This window comes from uncultured Croceicoccus sp., from assembly GCF_947496385.1.
Classification (GTDB): domain Bacteria; phylum Pseudomonadota; class Alphaproteobacteria; order Sphingomonadales; family Sphingomonadaceae; genus Croceicoccus.
In genome coordinates this window covers 613,395-628,641 of sequence record NZ_CANMCP010000001.1, presented here as the reverse complement: position 1 = coordinate 628,641, position 15,247 = coordinate 613,395, and the positions used below count along the sequence as shown (strand labels likewise).

Annotated in this window: 14 protein-coding genes; 3 read left to right on the top strand and 11 right to left on the bottom strand. The window is 65.6% G+C overall.

Going from position 1 to position 15,247, the window contains the following annotated elements; genetic code table 11:
• Positions 1-26 precede the first annotated feature (26 nt).
• Complete coding sequence (gene hemA, locus Q0897_RS02965) at positions 27-1,241, top strand: 5-aminolevulinate synthase (protein WP_299307416.1); 1,215 nt, start codon at positions 27-29, stop codon at positions 1,239-1,241.
• Between the two features lie 30 nt (positions 1,242-1,271).
• Here hemA and Q0897_RS02960 read toward each other — a convergent pair whose 3' ends face one another.
• The 5 genes from Q0897_RS02960 to Q0897_RS02940 form a co-directional block, all read right to left on the bottom strand.
• On the bottom strand, positions 1,272-1,649 hold the full coding sequence (locus tag Q0897_RS02960) for a VOC family protein (RefSeq protein WP_299307415.1): 378 nt from the start codon (positions 1,647-1,649) through the stop codon (positions 1,272-1,274).
• A gap of 51 nt (positions 1,650-1,700) precedes the next feature.
• A complete protein-coding gene (locus tag Q0897_RS02955) occupies positions 1,701-2,894 on the bottom strand; it encodes a type III PLP-dependent enzyme (RefSeq protein WP_299307414.1) in 1,194 nt (397 codons plus the stop codon).
• A 172-nt stretch (positions 2,895-3,066) separates the two neighbouring features.
• Positions 3,067-4,239 carry a carboxynorspermidine decarboxylase gene (locus tag Q0897_RS02950; RefSeq protein WP_299307413.1) on the bottom strand — a complete coding sequence of 391 codons (1,173 nt, stop codon included), beginning with the start codon at positions 4,237-4,239 and terminating at the stop codon, positions 3,067-3,069.
• 12 nt (positions 4,240-4,251) lie between these two features.
• Positions 4,252-4,647 carry a hypothetical protein gene (locus Q0897_RS02945; RefSeq protein ID WP_299307412.1) on the bottom strand — a complete coding sequence of 132 codons (396 nt, stop codon included), beginning with the start codon at positions 4,645-4,647 and terminating at the stop codon, positions 4,252-4,254.
• A 2-nt stretch (positions 4,648-4,649) separates the two neighbouring features.
• Entirely contained in the window at positions 4,650-5,861 is a 1,212-nt protein-coding gene (locus Q0897_RS02940) for a saccharopine dehydrogenase family protein (protein ID WP_299307411.1), read from the bottom strand.
• Between the two features lie 146 nt (positions 5,862-6,007).
• Between Q0897_RS02940 and Q0897_RS02935 the strand changes: the two genes are divergently transcribed.
• Entirely contained in the window at positions 6,008-6,445 is a 438-nt protein-coding gene (locus Q0897_RS02935) for an MAPEG family protein (RefSeq protein WP_299307410.1), read from the top strand.
• Here Q0897_RS02935 and Q0897_RS02930 read toward each other — a convergent pair.
• The 6 genes from Q0897_RS02930 to Q0897_RS02905 form a co-directional block, all read right to left on the bottom strand.
• Complete coding sequence (locus tag Q0897_RS02930; protein WP_299307409.1) at positions 6,435-7,649, bottom strand: class I SAM-dependent RNA methyltransferase; 1,215 nt, start codon at positions 7,647-7,649, stop codon at positions 6,435-6,437. The genes Q0897_RS02935 and Q0897_RS02930 overlap by 11 nt on opposite strands.
• A gap of 12 nt (positions 7,650-7,661) precedes the next feature.
• Positions 7,662-9,074: an NAD(P)H-hydrate dehydratase gene (locus tag Q0897_RS02925; protein ID WP_299307408.1), complete on the bottom strand. Its 1,413-nt coding sequence runs from the start codon at positions 9,072-9,074 to the stop codon at positions 7,662-7,664.
• Between the two features lie 5 nt (positions 9,075-9,079).
• Complete coding sequence (gene ilvD / locus Q0897_RS02920) at positions 9,080-10,942, bottom strand: dihydroxy-acid dehydratase (RefSeq protein ID WP_299307407.1); 1,863 nt, start codon at positions 10,940-10,942, stop codon at positions 9,080-9,082.
• A gap of 82 nt (positions 10,943-11,024) precedes the next feature.
• Positions 11,025-11,747, bottom strand: a complete 723-nt coding sequence (locus Q0897_RS02915; RefSeq protein ID WP_299307406.1) for an N-formylglutamate amidohydrolase — start codon at positions 11,745-11,747, stop codon at positions 11,025-11,027.
• Entirely contained in the window at positions 11,744-12,556 is an 813-nt protein-coding gene (locus Q0897_RS02910; RefSeq protein ID WP_299307405.1) for a 4-(cytidine 5'-diphospho)-2-C-methyl-D-erythritol kinase, read from the bottom strand. The genes Q0897_RS02915 and Q0897_RS02910 overlap by 4 nt, the downstream gene beginning before the upstream one ends.
• Positions 12,557-12,572: 16 nt before the next feature.
• Positions 12,573-14,219, bottom strand: a complete 1,647-nt coding sequence (locus Q0897_RS02905; protein ID WP_299307404.1) for an electron transfer flavoprotein-ubiquinone oxidoreductase — start codon at positions 14,217-14,219, stop codon at positions 12,573-12,575.
• A gap of 200 nt (positions 14,220-14,419) precedes the next feature.
• Here Q0897_RS02905 and Q0897_RS02900 point away from each other — a divergent pair, with 200 nt between their 5' ends.
• A complete protein-coding gene (locus tag Q0897_RS02900; RefSeq protein ID WP_299307403.1) occupies positions 14,420-15,241 on the top strand; it encodes a hypothetical protein in 822 nt (273 codons plus the stop codon).
• Positions 15,242-15,247: the final 6 nt, after the last annotated feature.

The following is a 15,247-nucleotide window of genomic DNA, read 5'->3' as shown; positions in this document are numbered from 1 at the left end:
GTCTTGAGGCCGACGGGACCCGAAGCGTGAATTACGACCAGATTTTCGATCAGGCAATCGACCGCCTCCATTCCGAGGGGCGTTACCGGGTTTTCATCGACATCCTGCGCAACAAGGGCGCGTACCCCAATGCGCGGTGTTTTGCCGGGCACAACGGGCCCAAGCCGATTACCGTGTGGTGCTCGAACGACTATCTCGCCATGGGGCAGCACCCCAAGGTGGTCGAGGCGATGGAAGAGGCGCTGCACGATGTCGGTGCCGGTTCCGGGGGCACCCGCAACATCGGCGGCAACACCCATTACCACGTCGATCTGGAACGTGAGCTGGCCGACCTCCACGGCAAGGAACGCGCGCTTCTTTTCACGAGCGGATATGTCTCCAACGACACGACGCTCTCCACGCTGGGCAAGCTGCTGCCGGGCTGCGTGATCTTTTCGGACGAGCTCAACCACGCCAGCATGATCGCCGGCATTCGCAATTCGGGCTGCGAGAAGCGCGTGTGGCGGCACAACGACCTCGCCCATCTCGAGGAGCTTCTCGCCGCGGAGGATGAGAACACGCCGAAGCTGATCGCCTTCGAATCGGTGTATTCGATGGATGGCGACGTGGCGCCGATTCACGCGATCTGCGACCTCGCCGACAAATATAACGCGCTGACCTATATCGACGAGGTTCACGCCGTTGGCATGTACGGACCGCGCGGTGGCGGCATCTCCGAACGGGACAAGGCCGCCAACCGCATCACCATTATCGAGGGGACGCTGGGCAAGGCGTTCGGCGTGATGGGCGGATATATCGCGGCGGATGAGAAGATCGTCGACTGCATCCGCTCCTACGCACCCGGTTTCATTTTCACGACGTCGCTGTCGCCGGTGCTCGTCGCGGGCGTTCTGGCCTCCGTCCGCCATTTGAAGGGCAGCAGCACCGAACGCGACGCGCAGCAGGCCGCCGCCGCGACGCTGAAAACGATGTTCCGCGATGCCGGACTTCCGGTGATGCACAGCACCACGCATATCGTGCCGCTCATGGTGGGCGACCCGGTCAAGGCAAAGAAAATCAGCGATATCCTGCTCGCCGAATATGGTGTCTACGTGCAGCCGATCAATTTCCCGACCGTGCCGCGCGGGACGGAACGTTTGCGCTTTACCCCCGGCCCCGCCCATGACGAGGCGATGATGCGCGACCTGACCAAGGCTCTCGTGGAAATCTGGGATCGACTGGAAATGCGGCTGGCTGCTTGATCGCGCGGCGGCGCTCCATGCGGTGCCGCCTCAATCCGTAACCGGCAATCGCCATGGCGGATCCCGCCGGTTGACGCCCGCATAAAAGATGCACAGCCGATTGCCCGCAGGATCGCGCAGCCGTGCCTCGCGCCAGAGCCAGGGCTGATCCACCGGATCGCTTTCGAACACGATGCCAGCGGCGCGCAGGCGTGCCACCACCGCATCCACGTCGCCCACCTCGAAATAGATCATCGGGCCGGATTCGGGCTCCCGATCCTGCAGATGCACCGATAGGGTGGCATCCCCCTCCGGCATTTCGAAGCGGGCATATTCCTCCCGCGCCGATACGATCAGCCGGAGGCCCATGCGCGTGTAGAAATCGACGCTCTGCCGGAAATCCGTGGCGCCGACGGTGACCTGGTTCAAGCGCACGCGCGTGCCTTCGGGCGGGACGCCGGAGCATCCCGCCGGCTGTGATTATCGCAGGCTGACCACATTGTCCGACACGCGCGGATCGGTCCGGTCGCCGCGGTAAAGGCTTGCCATCGGCTCATCGCTGACCGTCTCCACAGGGCCGGTGCCGAAGCCGTTGAACCCGGTCCGCATCGCCGCGCCATAGGCGCCGAGCATGCCGATCTCGATATAATCGCCCGCATCGATCCCGGCGGGCAGGTTGAACGGCCCCTCCATGAAATCGGCATCGTCGCATGTCGGGCCGTAGAACGCGAAATCGGCCATCTCGGCACCCTCGACCGGTTCGGCGACCTGCCGCACGGGAAAGCGCCACCCGATATGCGCCGCATCGAACAACGCGCCATAGGACCCGTCATTGATGTAAAGCTCGTTCCCGCGGCGCTTTTCCACCCGCACGATCATCGAGTTGTATTCCGCACACAGCGCGCGGCCCGGCTCGCACCAAAGCTCCGCGTTGTAGGCGATCGGCAATGCGTAAAAATGGCGGTGAATGATCGCGAAATAATCGTCGAGCGGCGGCGGCTCCATGCCCGGATAGATCGACGGGAAGCCCCCGCCAACGTCGATCATGTCGATCAGCACCGCAGCCTCGGCAATGGCGGCGCGCACGCGTTCCAGCGCCTGCACATAGGCGAAGGGCGTCATCGCCTGGCTGCCAACGTGGAAACACACGCCCAGCCAGTCCGCGACCTGCCGCGTGGCCTGCAACAGCGCAGGGGCATCGGCCAGCTCGGCGCCGAATTTCGAGGCGAGCGAAAGCTCCGAATATTCCGACGACACGCGCAGGCGCACGCACAGGCGCAGATCCTTCGCATCCTTCGTCGCGGTGCGGATTTTTTCCAGCTCCTCGATCGAATCGAGGCTGAAGGTCTTGCAGCCGTGCTCGAAATACGCTTCCTCAATGGCGCGGGCGGTCTTGACCGGGTGCATGAAGCACAGCGTCGCCTCCGGCAGCGTTTCGCGCACGAGCCGGACTTCGGCGATGCTGGCGACGTCGTAATGGGTCACGCCCCCGTCCCACAGCACGCGCAGGAGGTCGGCGGACGGATTCGCCTTCACCGCGTAGAGCACCTTGCCGGGGAATTTATCGACGAAGAAACGCGCCGCGCGCCGCGCCGCATGCGGGCGGTTGAGAATGACGGGTTCGTCCGGAGCGGTGTCGCGAACTACAGCCAGTGCGTCAGGATGGATGGACAATTCAAGGGACCCCCAGGACGGTAATTGCACAAAAAGCTGCCTTGCGGTTTGGAAGTCCCCATGGGGCAGCGGGGGGCGGATATAGGCAGTGGTGCATGAACTGCAAGTGAAATCCGCGCGGATGATTTACAAGCGTGCACCGGCCCGGCCGCAGCACGCAAGCGACGAGCGGTCAGCTCAGCCTGTCGCGAAAGGTTTCGTAGCCGAAATCGCGAATCTTTTCCAGTGCATCGGTCTCGCTGTCCCAGAGCCAGATGGAGGGCAGCGGCACGCCGTTGAACGTGTTGGTCTTCACCATGGAGTAGTGCGCCTGATCGAGGAAAGCGATGCGCTGCCCTGCCTCGTTCGGCACGGGCAGGTGGTAATCGCCGATGACATCGCCGGCCAGACAGCTCGGCCCGCCGAGACGCACGGGCGCACCCGCCCCGCCCTCGTGCAGCATGGCGGGGCGGTAGGGCGCCTCGATCACGTCGGGCATGTGGCATGTCGCGGAAATGTCGGTGATCGCAATCGGCATCTCATTCTCGCCCGAATCGAGGATCGTCCCGACGAGGATCCCGGCGTCCAGCGCGACCGCCTCACCCGGTTCGATGATGATCTCGGCGCCGGTATCCTCGGCCGCATCGCGCAGGAATTCGACCAGCTCCTCGCGCTGATAATCGGCGCGGGTGATGTGGTGCCCGCCGCCCATGTTGATCCATTTGAGCTGTCCGAACCACGGTTCGATCGCATCGAATACCTTGTCCCAGGTTTTCAGGAGCGGCTCGATATCCTGCTCGCACAGATTGTGGAAATGGATGCCGTCGATCCCCTCCATATGCTCTTCGCGAAGCTGGTCGAGGGGAAAGCCGAGCCGCGAGCCGGGGCTCGACGGGTCGTAGCGCGGCACTTCGCCGGTGGGCACCTGCGGGTTGAGGCGCAGACCGACATCGAACGCACCGCCCGTGCTGCGCGCCTGTTCGAGGATGAGGCCCGCCCGCATATGTTGTGCCGGGGAGTTGAAGATGACGTGGTCGGACAAGCGGCACACCTCCTCCAGCTCGTCCGGGCGGTAGGCGGCGGAATAGGTGGTGATCTCGCCGTCGTAGAATTCGGACGCCAGCCGCGCCTCCCACAGTCCCGAGGCGCAGACCCCGTCGAGATATTCGCCGATGATGGGCGCGGTCGACCACATCGAGAACGCCTTGAGCGCGGCGAGCACCTTGCACCCCGCCGCATCGCGAATATCGGCGAGGATCCGGCAATTTTCGCGCAGCTTCGCCGCGTCCACGACGAAAGCCGGGCTATCTACCCGGTTGAGGTCGAAATGCGCGAACGCACCGGGATCGCCTGCCCTGGTTTCCATCGAAATGCCCCGTCAATCCACGCAGATGGCGCGCACGGCGGCGCCATCGACAACCTCGGCATAGCAGCCGAACAGCGCATCGTCGGCCTGGCATTCGCCGACGACGCCGGTCATGCCGGCATCGGGTTCGGCGACGCACTTGCCATCGCATTGCTGATTATCGGTGCAGCTTTGCCCGGCATCGCCATAGGGATGCACGCAGGTTTCGAACTGCCCCCGCCCGCGCCGGTCGACATGTCCGCCCGACGCCTCGCACGCAGCGGGGTCGATATTGCGCGGATTGGCGACCGATTGCGGGCCGGACACCGGCGCGGTAACGGGCGCCGGATCGGCAGGCGCCTCCGTCACGGGCGCCGGAACGCACGCCGCCATGGCGAGCGGAATGCAGATCGCCGCAAAACGCCGCACGCTCAAAATTCCAGCGGGCCGGACAGTTCCTCGACCTCCCACGGCAGGCCGTTTTCGGCCAGCATGTCGAGGAAGGGATCGGGGTCGAACTGCTCCATGTTGAACACGCCCGCGCCGTCCCACTTGCCGGTCAGCATCATCGCCGCACCGACCATCGCGGGCACGCCGGTCGTATAGGACACGGCCTGGTTGCCGGTTTCCTCGAACGCCTTTTCATGGTCGCAGATATTGCGGATGTAGAACGTCTTTTCGCCGAGCCCGTCCTTCGCCTCGCCGGTGGCGATGTCGCCGATATTGGTCTTGCCCTTGGTGGTGGAGCCAAGGCTCGACGGTTCGGGCAGCACGGCCTTAAGGAATTGCAGCGGGATGATTTCCTTGCCCTCGTACATGACGGGGTCGATGCGCGTCATGCCCACGTTCTGAAGCACGGTAAGGTGCTTGATATACTCCTCCCCGAACGTCATCCAGAAGCGCGCCCGCTCCATTTCCGGCACGAATTTGGCGAGGCTTTCCAGCTCCTCGTGGTACATCATGTACATTGTCTTTTCGCCGACTTCCGCAAAATCGAAGGTCTGCTTCACGCCCATCGCCGGGGTTTCGACGAACTGCCCGTTTTCCCAGTGGCGGGCGGGCGCGGTCACTTCGCGGATGTTGATCTCGGGATTGAAATTGGTGGCAAACGCCTGCCCATGGTCGCCGCCGTTGCAATCGAGGATGTCGAGCAGGCGAATCGTGTTGAGGCGGTGCTTCTTGAGCCACATGGCGAACACGCTCGTCACACCCGGATCGAAGCCGGATCCGAGCAGCGCGGTCAGCCCGGCCTTCTCGAAACGCTCATGATATTCCCACTGCCACTTATATTCGAACTTCGCTTCCTCGCGTGGTTCGTAATTGGCGGTGTCCATGTAATCGACGCCCGCGGCAAGGCACGCATCCATGATCGCCAGATCCTGATACGGCAGGGCGAGGTTCACGACGAGCTTCGGGCCGACCTCGTTGATGAGAGCGGTGGTCGCCGCGACATCGTCGGCGTCGATCTGCCGGGTCGCGATGTCGACGCCGGTGCGGTCCTTCACGCTCTCGGCAATGGCGTCGCACTTGGAAACCGTGCGACTGGCAAGGGTGATATCGGTGAAGATATCCTTGTTCATTGCCATCTTGTGCACCGCGACACTGCCGACGCCGCCCGCACCGATCACCAGAACCTTGCTCAAACCCGATCTCCTGTTACCAATTCACGGGGCCATGTCCGGCCCGGATACCGACCCGAAGGCCGTCCATGCCCGCCCATATAGGGGCTATGGCCATTATCGAAAGGGTCAATGCGCCGCACGCGACCCCGGCGCCGAAAAGGAAAGCGATGAACGGATTGGATACGCAGATACTCGTGCCCGCGGCGGTGCTGCTGGTGTGGACGATGGCCGTGATGGCGTGGATGATGGCAGGCCGCATGGCGAGCTTTCGCGTGAACAAGGTGTCGATGGGGCGCCTGCCGCGCGGTTTCCGGGCGAGCGATGCCGGCGACACGCTGTCGGGCCGGCGCGAATGGCCCGCGCATAACTACATGCATCTGATGGAGCAGCCGACGGTCTTCTACCCCTGCGTCATTCTCCTTGCGCTGGGCGGATACGAGGCGTTCGACGTGGTGGTGACGTGGGTTTACGTCGCGTTGCGCGTGGCGCACTCGCTGTGGCAGAACCTCGTCAATACGCTGCCGGTGCGTGCCGCGCTGTTCATGGCGGGCAGCATCGCGCTTTTCATCCTCACCATACGTGCGCTTCTCGCGCTTATTTCGTGAAATAGCTCGCCAGCTCGACATGGGTGGACCAGCGGAATTGCCCCACCGGGCGCAGGTTCTGTAACGTCCAGCCCGCGGCGACGAGCGCGGCCGCATCCTTTGCCCAGCTGCTCGGATTGCAGCTGATGTAGCAGATGCGCGGGACCTGGCTTTCGCACAACCGCTCCACCTGTTCGCGCGCGCCGGCACGCGGCGGGTCGAGCAGGACGGCGTCGAAACGATTGAGCTCGTCCGTCATCAACGGGTTGCGGAACAGGTCGCGATGCTGCGCAAAGACCGGGCGCCGGTGCAGATCGGCGCCCTGCTTGCACGCAAGGTGCAGGTCGCGCGCCGCTTCGGCTGCGAGCACTTTCGCATCCCCGGCCAGCGCGAAGGCAAACGTGCCCAGCCCCGAAAACAGATCCGCCACGCGCGTCGCGCCGGCAAGATAGTCGCGGGCGGAGGCCACGAGCGCCGCCTCCCCCGTGCGGGTCGGTTGCAGGAAGGCACCCGGCGGCATCGCGACCGGCACGCCCGACAGCGTGACCGTCACCGGCTCCGGCTCCCAATGCGTTTCGGGGCCATATCCATCGTCGAGCGTGAGCCGCGCCAGGCCATTCTCCTGCGCAAAGGCGATCATGCCCTCCGTCTCGGCAAGGCCTTCGGGACGCCAGCCCTCGATCCCGCAATCGACACCCTGGTCGGTGAGGGTGAGATGCACGTCGCAGGCAAGCTTTTTTCGTCCCAGCCCGGCGATCAACCGGCGCAGCGGGCCGATGATCGCGAAAAGCGCCGGCTCCATCACCTCGCATTGTTTCATGTCGACGATGCGATGCGTGCGCGCGGCCTTGAACCCGATGCGGACCTGCCGGCCCTTCGCCTCGGCATGAAGCGTGGCGCGGCGGCGGCTTCGTGCAGGGGACAGGACGGCGGGCTCCATGATGGCGGGAGAAAGGCCCTGCCCCTCGGCCGCGTTGGCGACGCGCGCGGTCACGAAATCGGACCAGCTTTCCTCGTCCAGCTGTTGAAGCTGGCACCCGCCGCATTCGGGGAAATGGCGGCATGGCGGGGTCTGGTGATGCGGGCCGGGCACGATCGTGCCATCGGCGGTGACCGCGTCGCCGGGGGCGGTGAGCGCGACGTGCCGCCCCGATGGGGTCACGCCGTCGCCCTTCGCCGCGATGCGCAGGATGGTTTCGGATTCGGTGGGTGTGGTCTTTTCCATTACGCCCCGCCCTTACAGCGCGGCGGCCACCGCGTCTTGCACTGATTGCGCGAGCATGGCGGCGGTGAATGCCGGTCCCGCATGGCGCGCAGCCTCCCCGTGGAGCCAGACGGCCTGCATCGCGGCGTCCCACGCCTGTCCCGTCACGCCGAGCCGGGCGGCCACGATCCCCGCCAACACGTCACCGCTGCCCGCCACCGAAAGCCAGCTTGTCGCCGACGGCGCAAAGGCCAGCCGCCCCTGCGGCGTGGCGATGACCGTGTCCGGCCCCTTTGCAATGACAAGCGCATCCATCTCGGCAGCGAGCGCGAGCGCCCGTTCCGGCTTCGATCCCTCACCCGACAATCCGAACAGGTCTTCGAGCCCCGAAAGCTCGCCCTCATGCGGTGTCACGATCAGCGGCGAGGCCCGGCGAGTCATCATCGCCGGCCGCAGCATCACAAGCGCATCGGCATCGAGCACCGTCGGCCGATCGGCGGACAGCACCTGCCCCAAACGTTCGCGCGCATCGGCATCGCGGCCCAGCCCCGGCCCGATGAGCAGCGCGGCCACGCGTTCATCGCCAATCTCCCGCCCGAGCGAAACATCGCCCGGCGCCTTCATCGTGACGAGATCGGCGGGTGCATCGACGATGCGGCGCTGCGAGAGCAGTTTGACATAGCCCGCCCCGGCCAGCCCCGCGGCCCGCGCGGCCAGCATCCCGGCGCCCGGCATCTGCCCACCCACGACATCGATCAGCCCGCGCCGATATTTGTGCGCATCCATCGCAGGCGCCGACAGCCGTGGTTTTTCCACGAGCAAGGCCCGGCCATCGGCCCGCTCCACCCCGATATCGATCAGCCGGACCATGCCCCAATGCGCCATCGCCGGCATCAGATAATGCGCCCGTTTCCACGCCCCCAGCGCGATGCACAGATCATAGCGCGGCAATTCATCGGCGAGCAGCGCCCCGTCATCCGCGCCGATCCCACTCGGCAGATCGACAGCGACAAGCCGGTCGTGGCGCGATGCCAGACCGATCAGCATATCCTGAAGCTCGTCTGACAGCCGCCGATTGAGCCCGCTCCCGAACAGGCAATCGACCAGCACGTCGCCCTTCGCAGCATCGGGTTCGAGGCGCGGTGCATCGCACTCCGCCGCCGCACGGCGGGCCGCATCGCCGCCCGGCTCCATCGCCGCAACGACCGCGACCCGGTGCCCCCATTCACGCAGCGCGCGCGCGATGACATAGCCGTCACCGCCATTGTTGCCCGGCCCGCACAGCACCGTGATCGCCGCCCCCGGCGCCATCCGCCGGATGAGATGCGCCGCGCCGCGCCCGGCCCGCTGCATCAAGGCATCGACATCGCTGCCGCCCGAGATCAGCCGTTCCTCCGCGCTGCGCATCTGCGCAACGCTCAGCACCTGCGCGCCCGCATTGTGCATGGGTGTCAATCCTTGCGCCGGCGCTCGAGGGCGGAGAGGTCGCGCACGGCCCCGTGTGCCGCGCTCGTCGTCATCGCGGCATAGGCCTTGAGCGCGGTCGAAACGCGGCGCGGGCGCGGGTGCGAGGGCATCCACGCATCGTCGCCCTTCTCCTCCATCGCGGCGCGGCGATGGGCGAGCGTGGCCTCGTCCACTTGCAATTCGATGGTGCGTTCGGGAATGTCGATGGCGATGATGTCGCCCTGTTCGACGAGACCGATATTGCCGCCCTCCGCCGCCTCCGGGCTGGCATGGCCGATGGACAGGCCCGACGTGCCGCCCGAAAAGCGCCCGTCGGTGATCAGCGCGCAATCGGCGCCCAGCCCCTTCGATTTCAGATAGCTCGTGGGGTAGAGCATTTCCTGCATCCCCGGTCCGCCGCGCGGCCCTTCGTACCGGATGACGACGACGTCGCCCTTCACCACCTTGCCCGCGAGGATGCCGGTGACGGCAGCTTCCTGGCTTTCGAAGACCTTGGCCGGGCCGGTGAATTTCAGGATGCTTTCATCCACGCCCGCCGTTTTCACGATACAGCCGTCGCGCGCGATATTGCCGTAGAGCACGGCGAGCCCGCCATCCTTGCTGAATGCGTGTTCGGCGCTGCGGATGACGCCGGTTTCGCGGTCGAAATCGGGGTCCCAGCGGCGATCCTGCGAAAAGGCGGTCTGTGTCGGCACACCGCCCGGCGCGGCGGAGTAGAAGCTGACGACGCCGGGCGACGGATCGCGCGCGATGTCCCACCGGTCGAGCGCGTCGGCCATGGTGCGGCTGTGCACGGTCGGCAGATCGGTGTGGAGCAGCCCTGCGCGGTCCAGCTCGCCCAGGATCGCCATGATGCCGCCGGCGCGGTGCACGTCCTCCATGTGGACGTCGTCCTTCGACGGCGCGACCTTCGACAGGCACGGCACGCGGCGCGACAGCCGGTCGATATCGGCCATGGTGAAATCGACGCCCGCCTCGTGCGCGGCGGCGAGCAGGTGCAGCACGGTATTGGTCGATCCGCCCATCGCGATGTCGAGGCTCATCGCGTTTTCGAACGCGCCGAACCCGGCGATGGAGCGGGGAAGGACACTGTCGTCGTCCTGCTCGTAATAACGCTTGCACAGGTCGACGGCGGTACGGCCCGCCTCCCGGAACAGCTTTTCCCGGTCCGCATGGGTGGCGAGCAGCGACCCGTTGCCCGGCAGCGACAGGCCCAGCGCCTCGGTCAGGCAATTCATCGAATTGGCGGTGAACATCCCGCTGCACGATCCGCAGGTCGGACAGGCGGAGCGTTCGATCGCGGTCACGTCCTCGTCGCTGATCCGGTCGTCGGCGGCGGCGACCATCGCATCGACGAGGTCCAGCGCCTTTTCCTTGCCGTCGATCACGACCTTGCCCGCCTCCATCGGCCCGCCCGACACGAACACCACCGGGATGTTGAGCCGGAGCGCCGCCATCAACATGCCGGGCGTGATCTTGTCGCAATTGGAGATGCACACGATCGCATCGGCGCAATGGGCGTTGACCATGAACTCGACGCTATCGGCGATGAGGTCGCGGCTCGGCAGGGAATAGAGCATGCCATCGTGCCCCATGGCGATGCCGTCATCGACCGCGATGGTGTTGAATTCCTTGGCGACGCCGCCCGCATCCTCGATCTCGCGCGCGACGAGCTGCCCCAGATCCTTCAGATGCACGTGCCCCGGCACGAATTGCGTAAAGCTGTTGGCGATGGCGATGATCGGTTTGCCGAAATCATCGTCCTTCATGCCGGTCGCCCGCCACAGACCGCGCGCCCCTGCCATGTTGCGGCCATGGGTGGTGGTGCGGGAACGATAGGCAGGCATGGGTATCTCCGTCGGTTGCGCTTGGCGCCCCCCTACAGCACCATGTCCTATAGCTTAAGCAAGAAATGCTTGGGGCGGGCGGTTAATCCAGCATCAAAGCTACGCGATTGGCGATGTCGGCGATCAATCCTGCCCAGCGTTGCTGCCCCGCGGCGGTGGCGATATGATCCTGCCGCACCTCGATGGCGAGATAGTCGCGGCCCTTCGCCTCGGCATGGCGGTTCATCGTGGCGTTCAATATGCGCCCGGAATAAGGCTCGTTATCGCCGACATTCATCCCCTGCGCCCGGAACATGGCAATGGCGCGCAGGGCCGGCTCGCTGTTTTCGTTATAGAGCAGGCCCACGTCCCAGGGGCGTTCCTCGTCCGGATCGCTCTCCAGCTTCGGCGTGAAACTGTGCAGCGACACGATCAGCCGCGGGTCCGCCGCATCCAGCCATTGCGCCAGCGCATCGTGATAGGGCCGGTAATAGAGCGCCACGCGCCGGTCCCGATCCGCGCCGATATTGCCCGCGATCAGGTGCCCGTCGCTTTCGACCGGGATCAGCTTTTCGTGGTCCTCCTCCCGGTGGAGGTCGATGACGAGCCGGCTGATCGTCGCGAGATGGGCGGGAATGTCGTGGCGGCGGGCCATGCGTTCGGCCACGCCTTCCACCCCGATATCGACGGCGATGTGTCGTTTCATCAGGTCAGGCCCGATGCCCAGCGGAATATCGTCCGGCACCGCGGTCCCGGCATGGTCGGCGACGAGCACGATGCCGCCGCGCGAGGGCGTGCCGACCTGGCGATAGGGGGTAAGGCTCAACGCAGGCATCCTTCCATCTGCCACCAGCCCGGATGGGCGGCGGCCAGCTTGCGGGCCGCATATTCGCGGCCACGCATGTCGTCATATAACGCAAAACAGGTCGCACCCGATCCCGACATCCTGACGACAAATGCATCGGTTTCGCGCAAGGCCGCCAGCACATCGGCGATCTGCGGGCACAGCGCGATCGCGCCCGGCTCCAGATCGTTGCGCCCCGCCATGGCGATCGCGCGGACGCCGCCATCGGGCATGGCGCCGCGGTCGCGCCCGTCCCAGCGCCCAAACACCGGCCCGGTCGCCAATGGCACCCGCGGATTGACGAGCAGCACCGGCGTTCCGGCAAGGTCGCTCTCCACCATTTCGAGGTCGGTTCCGGTCCCCCGCCCGATGCAGGTCCGGCTTTCCACGCAGGCCGGGACGTCGGCGCCGAGGCGCGCGGCCTTCTCCTGCCAGCCATCGGGCAGGCCATGCGCATCGCGCACCATGCGAAAGATTGCGCCCGCATCGGCCGACCCGCCGCCCAGCCCCGCCGCCACCGGCAGCCTTTTTTCAAGCGTCACGTCCCAGCCCGCCCCATGCGGGAGGCGGGAGAGCGCCTGCGCGACGATATTGCCGAACGGGTCGGTCAGCGCACCCGCGAATTCGCCGGTCGTCGTCAACCGGTCGCCCCCCGCCCCGCACGCGGTCAGGCGATCGCCATCATCGACGAAGGCGAACAGCGTTTCAAGCTCGTGATAGCCATCCTCGCGCCGCTTGCGGACATGCAGCGCGAGGTTGATCTTGGCAAAAGCAGTCTCGGCAAGCGCCACGCGTCAGGCGCCCCGCTCACATATTGGGATAGTTCGGCCCGCCGCCGCCCTCCGGCGTGACCCAGTTGATGTTCTGCGTCGGGTCCTTGATGTCGCACGTCTTGCAATGCACGCAATTCTGCGCGTTGATGACGAATTTCGGATCGCCCTCCTCGACACCGACATATTCATAGACGCCCGCCGGGCAGTATCGCGCCGCAGGTCCGGCGAAGACCGGCAGGTTGATCTTTACCGGCACGTCCGGATCGGTCAGCTGCAAATGGCAGGGCTGATCCTCGGCATGGTTGGTGTTGGACAGGAACACACTCGACAAACGGTCGAAGCTGATGACGCCGTCGGGCTTGGGATATTCGATGGGCTTGTAAAGATCGGCACGCTGCAATTGCTCGCAATCGCGGTGGTGCTTCATCTTCACGGGAAGCCCGATCTTCAACGTGCGCATCCACATGTCCGCGCCGGCGAGGATCGTGCCGAGCGAACCGCCGAATTTCGCGACGGCAGGTTCGGCGTTCTGCACCTTCTTCAATTCCTCGGCGATCCAGCTCGACCGCAGATTCGCTTCATATTCCGAAACCTCGTCATGTTCGCGGTCGGCCGCGATGGCGTCGGCCATGGCCTCGGCGGCGAGCATGCCCGATTTCATCGCGGTATGGCTGCCCTTGATCCGCGGCACGTTGACGAAACCCGCCGCACAACCGATCAGCGCGCCGCCGGGGAAGCCGAGCTTGGGCACCGATTGCCAGCCGCCCTCGTTGATCGCCCGCGCGCCATAGGACACGCGCTTGCCCCCTTCGAGCAGCGGGCGAATGTCGGGATGCTGCTTCCACCGCTGAAATTCCTCGAACGGGTGGACATAGGGGTTCTTGTAATCGAGCGCGGTCACGAAGCCGATCGCGACCTGCCCGTTCGCCTGGTGATAGATGAACCCGCCGCCCCAGCTTTCGCTTTCGGACAGGGGCCAGCCCTGCGTGTGGACGACGCGGCCCGGCACGTGCTTGCCCGGCTCGATGTCCCACAATTCCTTGATGCCGAGACCATAGACCTGCGGCTCGCAATTCGCCTCAAGGTCGTATTTCGCCTTCAGCTGCTTGGTCAGCGAACCGCGCGCCCCTTCGGCAAAGAGCGTGTATTTCGCGTGCAGTTCCATGCCCTGCGCGTAATCGGCCTTGTGGCTGCCATCGGCGGCGACGCCCATGTCGCCGGTCGCTACACCGCGCACCGCGCCATTGTCGTCATACAGGATCTCCGCCGCGGGAAATCCGGGGAAAATCTCGACGCCCAGACCTTCCGCCTTCTCCGCCAGCCAGCGGGACAGATTGCCGAGCGAGCCCGTATAATTCCCCTTGTTCGACAAGAGCGGCGGCATCATCGCATGGGGCATGTTGAACTTTTTGCCCTTGGTCAGGATCCAGTGCCAGTTGTCCGTCACCGGCACCTCGGCCATGGGGCAGCCATCCTCGCGCCAGTCGGGCAGCAATTCGTCGAGCGCGCGCGGATCGACCACCGCACCCGACAGGATATGCGCGCCGATTTCCGATCCTTTTTCAAGGACGCAGACCTCAAGCGCGTCATTCACCTGTTTCAGCCGGATCGCCGCGGACAGGCCGGCAACGCCGCCGCCGACGATGACGACATCATAGGGCATGGATTCGCGTTCGCTCATGGGGTCTCGTCCCTTCCAGATCTCTTGTCTTCGCAACTGTTGTGCCCATGGCCTTGATTGCCATTGACGGTAAGGTCAAGAGCGGCAACGGGCTGCGTCTTGTAAATTCGTGTAAGGAAAGGCCGTTCCGGTCAAGGCGCTTGTCCCGCCATGCGGCGCGGCGTTATGGGTTCCCCCGCGACGATCGAAAGGCAGGCATCATGACCGACGGCACGGGGCGCCCGCAGCAGACAGGCGGCGACGGGGACTGGTCCGCGCTCGCCGCGAGCATCGACGCGTGGTGGGCCGATGCGGGCGTCGATCATGCTTTTGTCGACGATGCGCGCGACTGGCTGGCCGAAGGGGCGGCCAGTGCAAAGCCCGACCCCGCCGCAAAGGACGCACGCCGCCCCGCCCGCCGGCCCGCCCATGCCGATGCGCCCCCGCCGCCGCGCGGCCCCGCCGCCAATGCCGCGCTTCCCGACCGGATCGGTGGCCCGCGCGAGGATTGGCCCGAAACGCTTGAAAGCTTCGCCGCGTGGTGGCTCACCGAACGCAGCCTCGATACAGGGCCGGTCGCGCGCCGGGTGCCGCCCGCCGGGCCGAAGGGCGCTGCGGTCATGGTTCTTGTATGCGAGCCTGAAGCCGCCGATCACGAAGTCCTGCTTTCGGGCAGCGATGGCGTTTTTCTGGACGCGATGCTGCGCGCGATGGGGGTGGCGCGGGCCGCGACCTACCGCGCGAGCGTGCTGCCGCGCCATACGCCCGCCGCCGATTGGGAGGCGATGAAGGCCGCGGGGCTGAGCGATGTGCTGCGCCATCATGTCGCGCTTGCCGCGCCCGAACGGCTGCTGGTGTTCGGGCGGGAGGCGCTCGACCTGTTGCAGCCCAGCGAATTTGCCGAGACCGGCGTGGGCAATGTGTCCATCGACGGGGCGGACATTCCGGTGATGGCCGGCTATCCTTTGTCTACGCTGGCGCAGCGCGCGCATTTCAAGCGCAACTGGTGGCATCGCTGGCTCGCCTTCTCTCACGAGGCTTGACGCGCG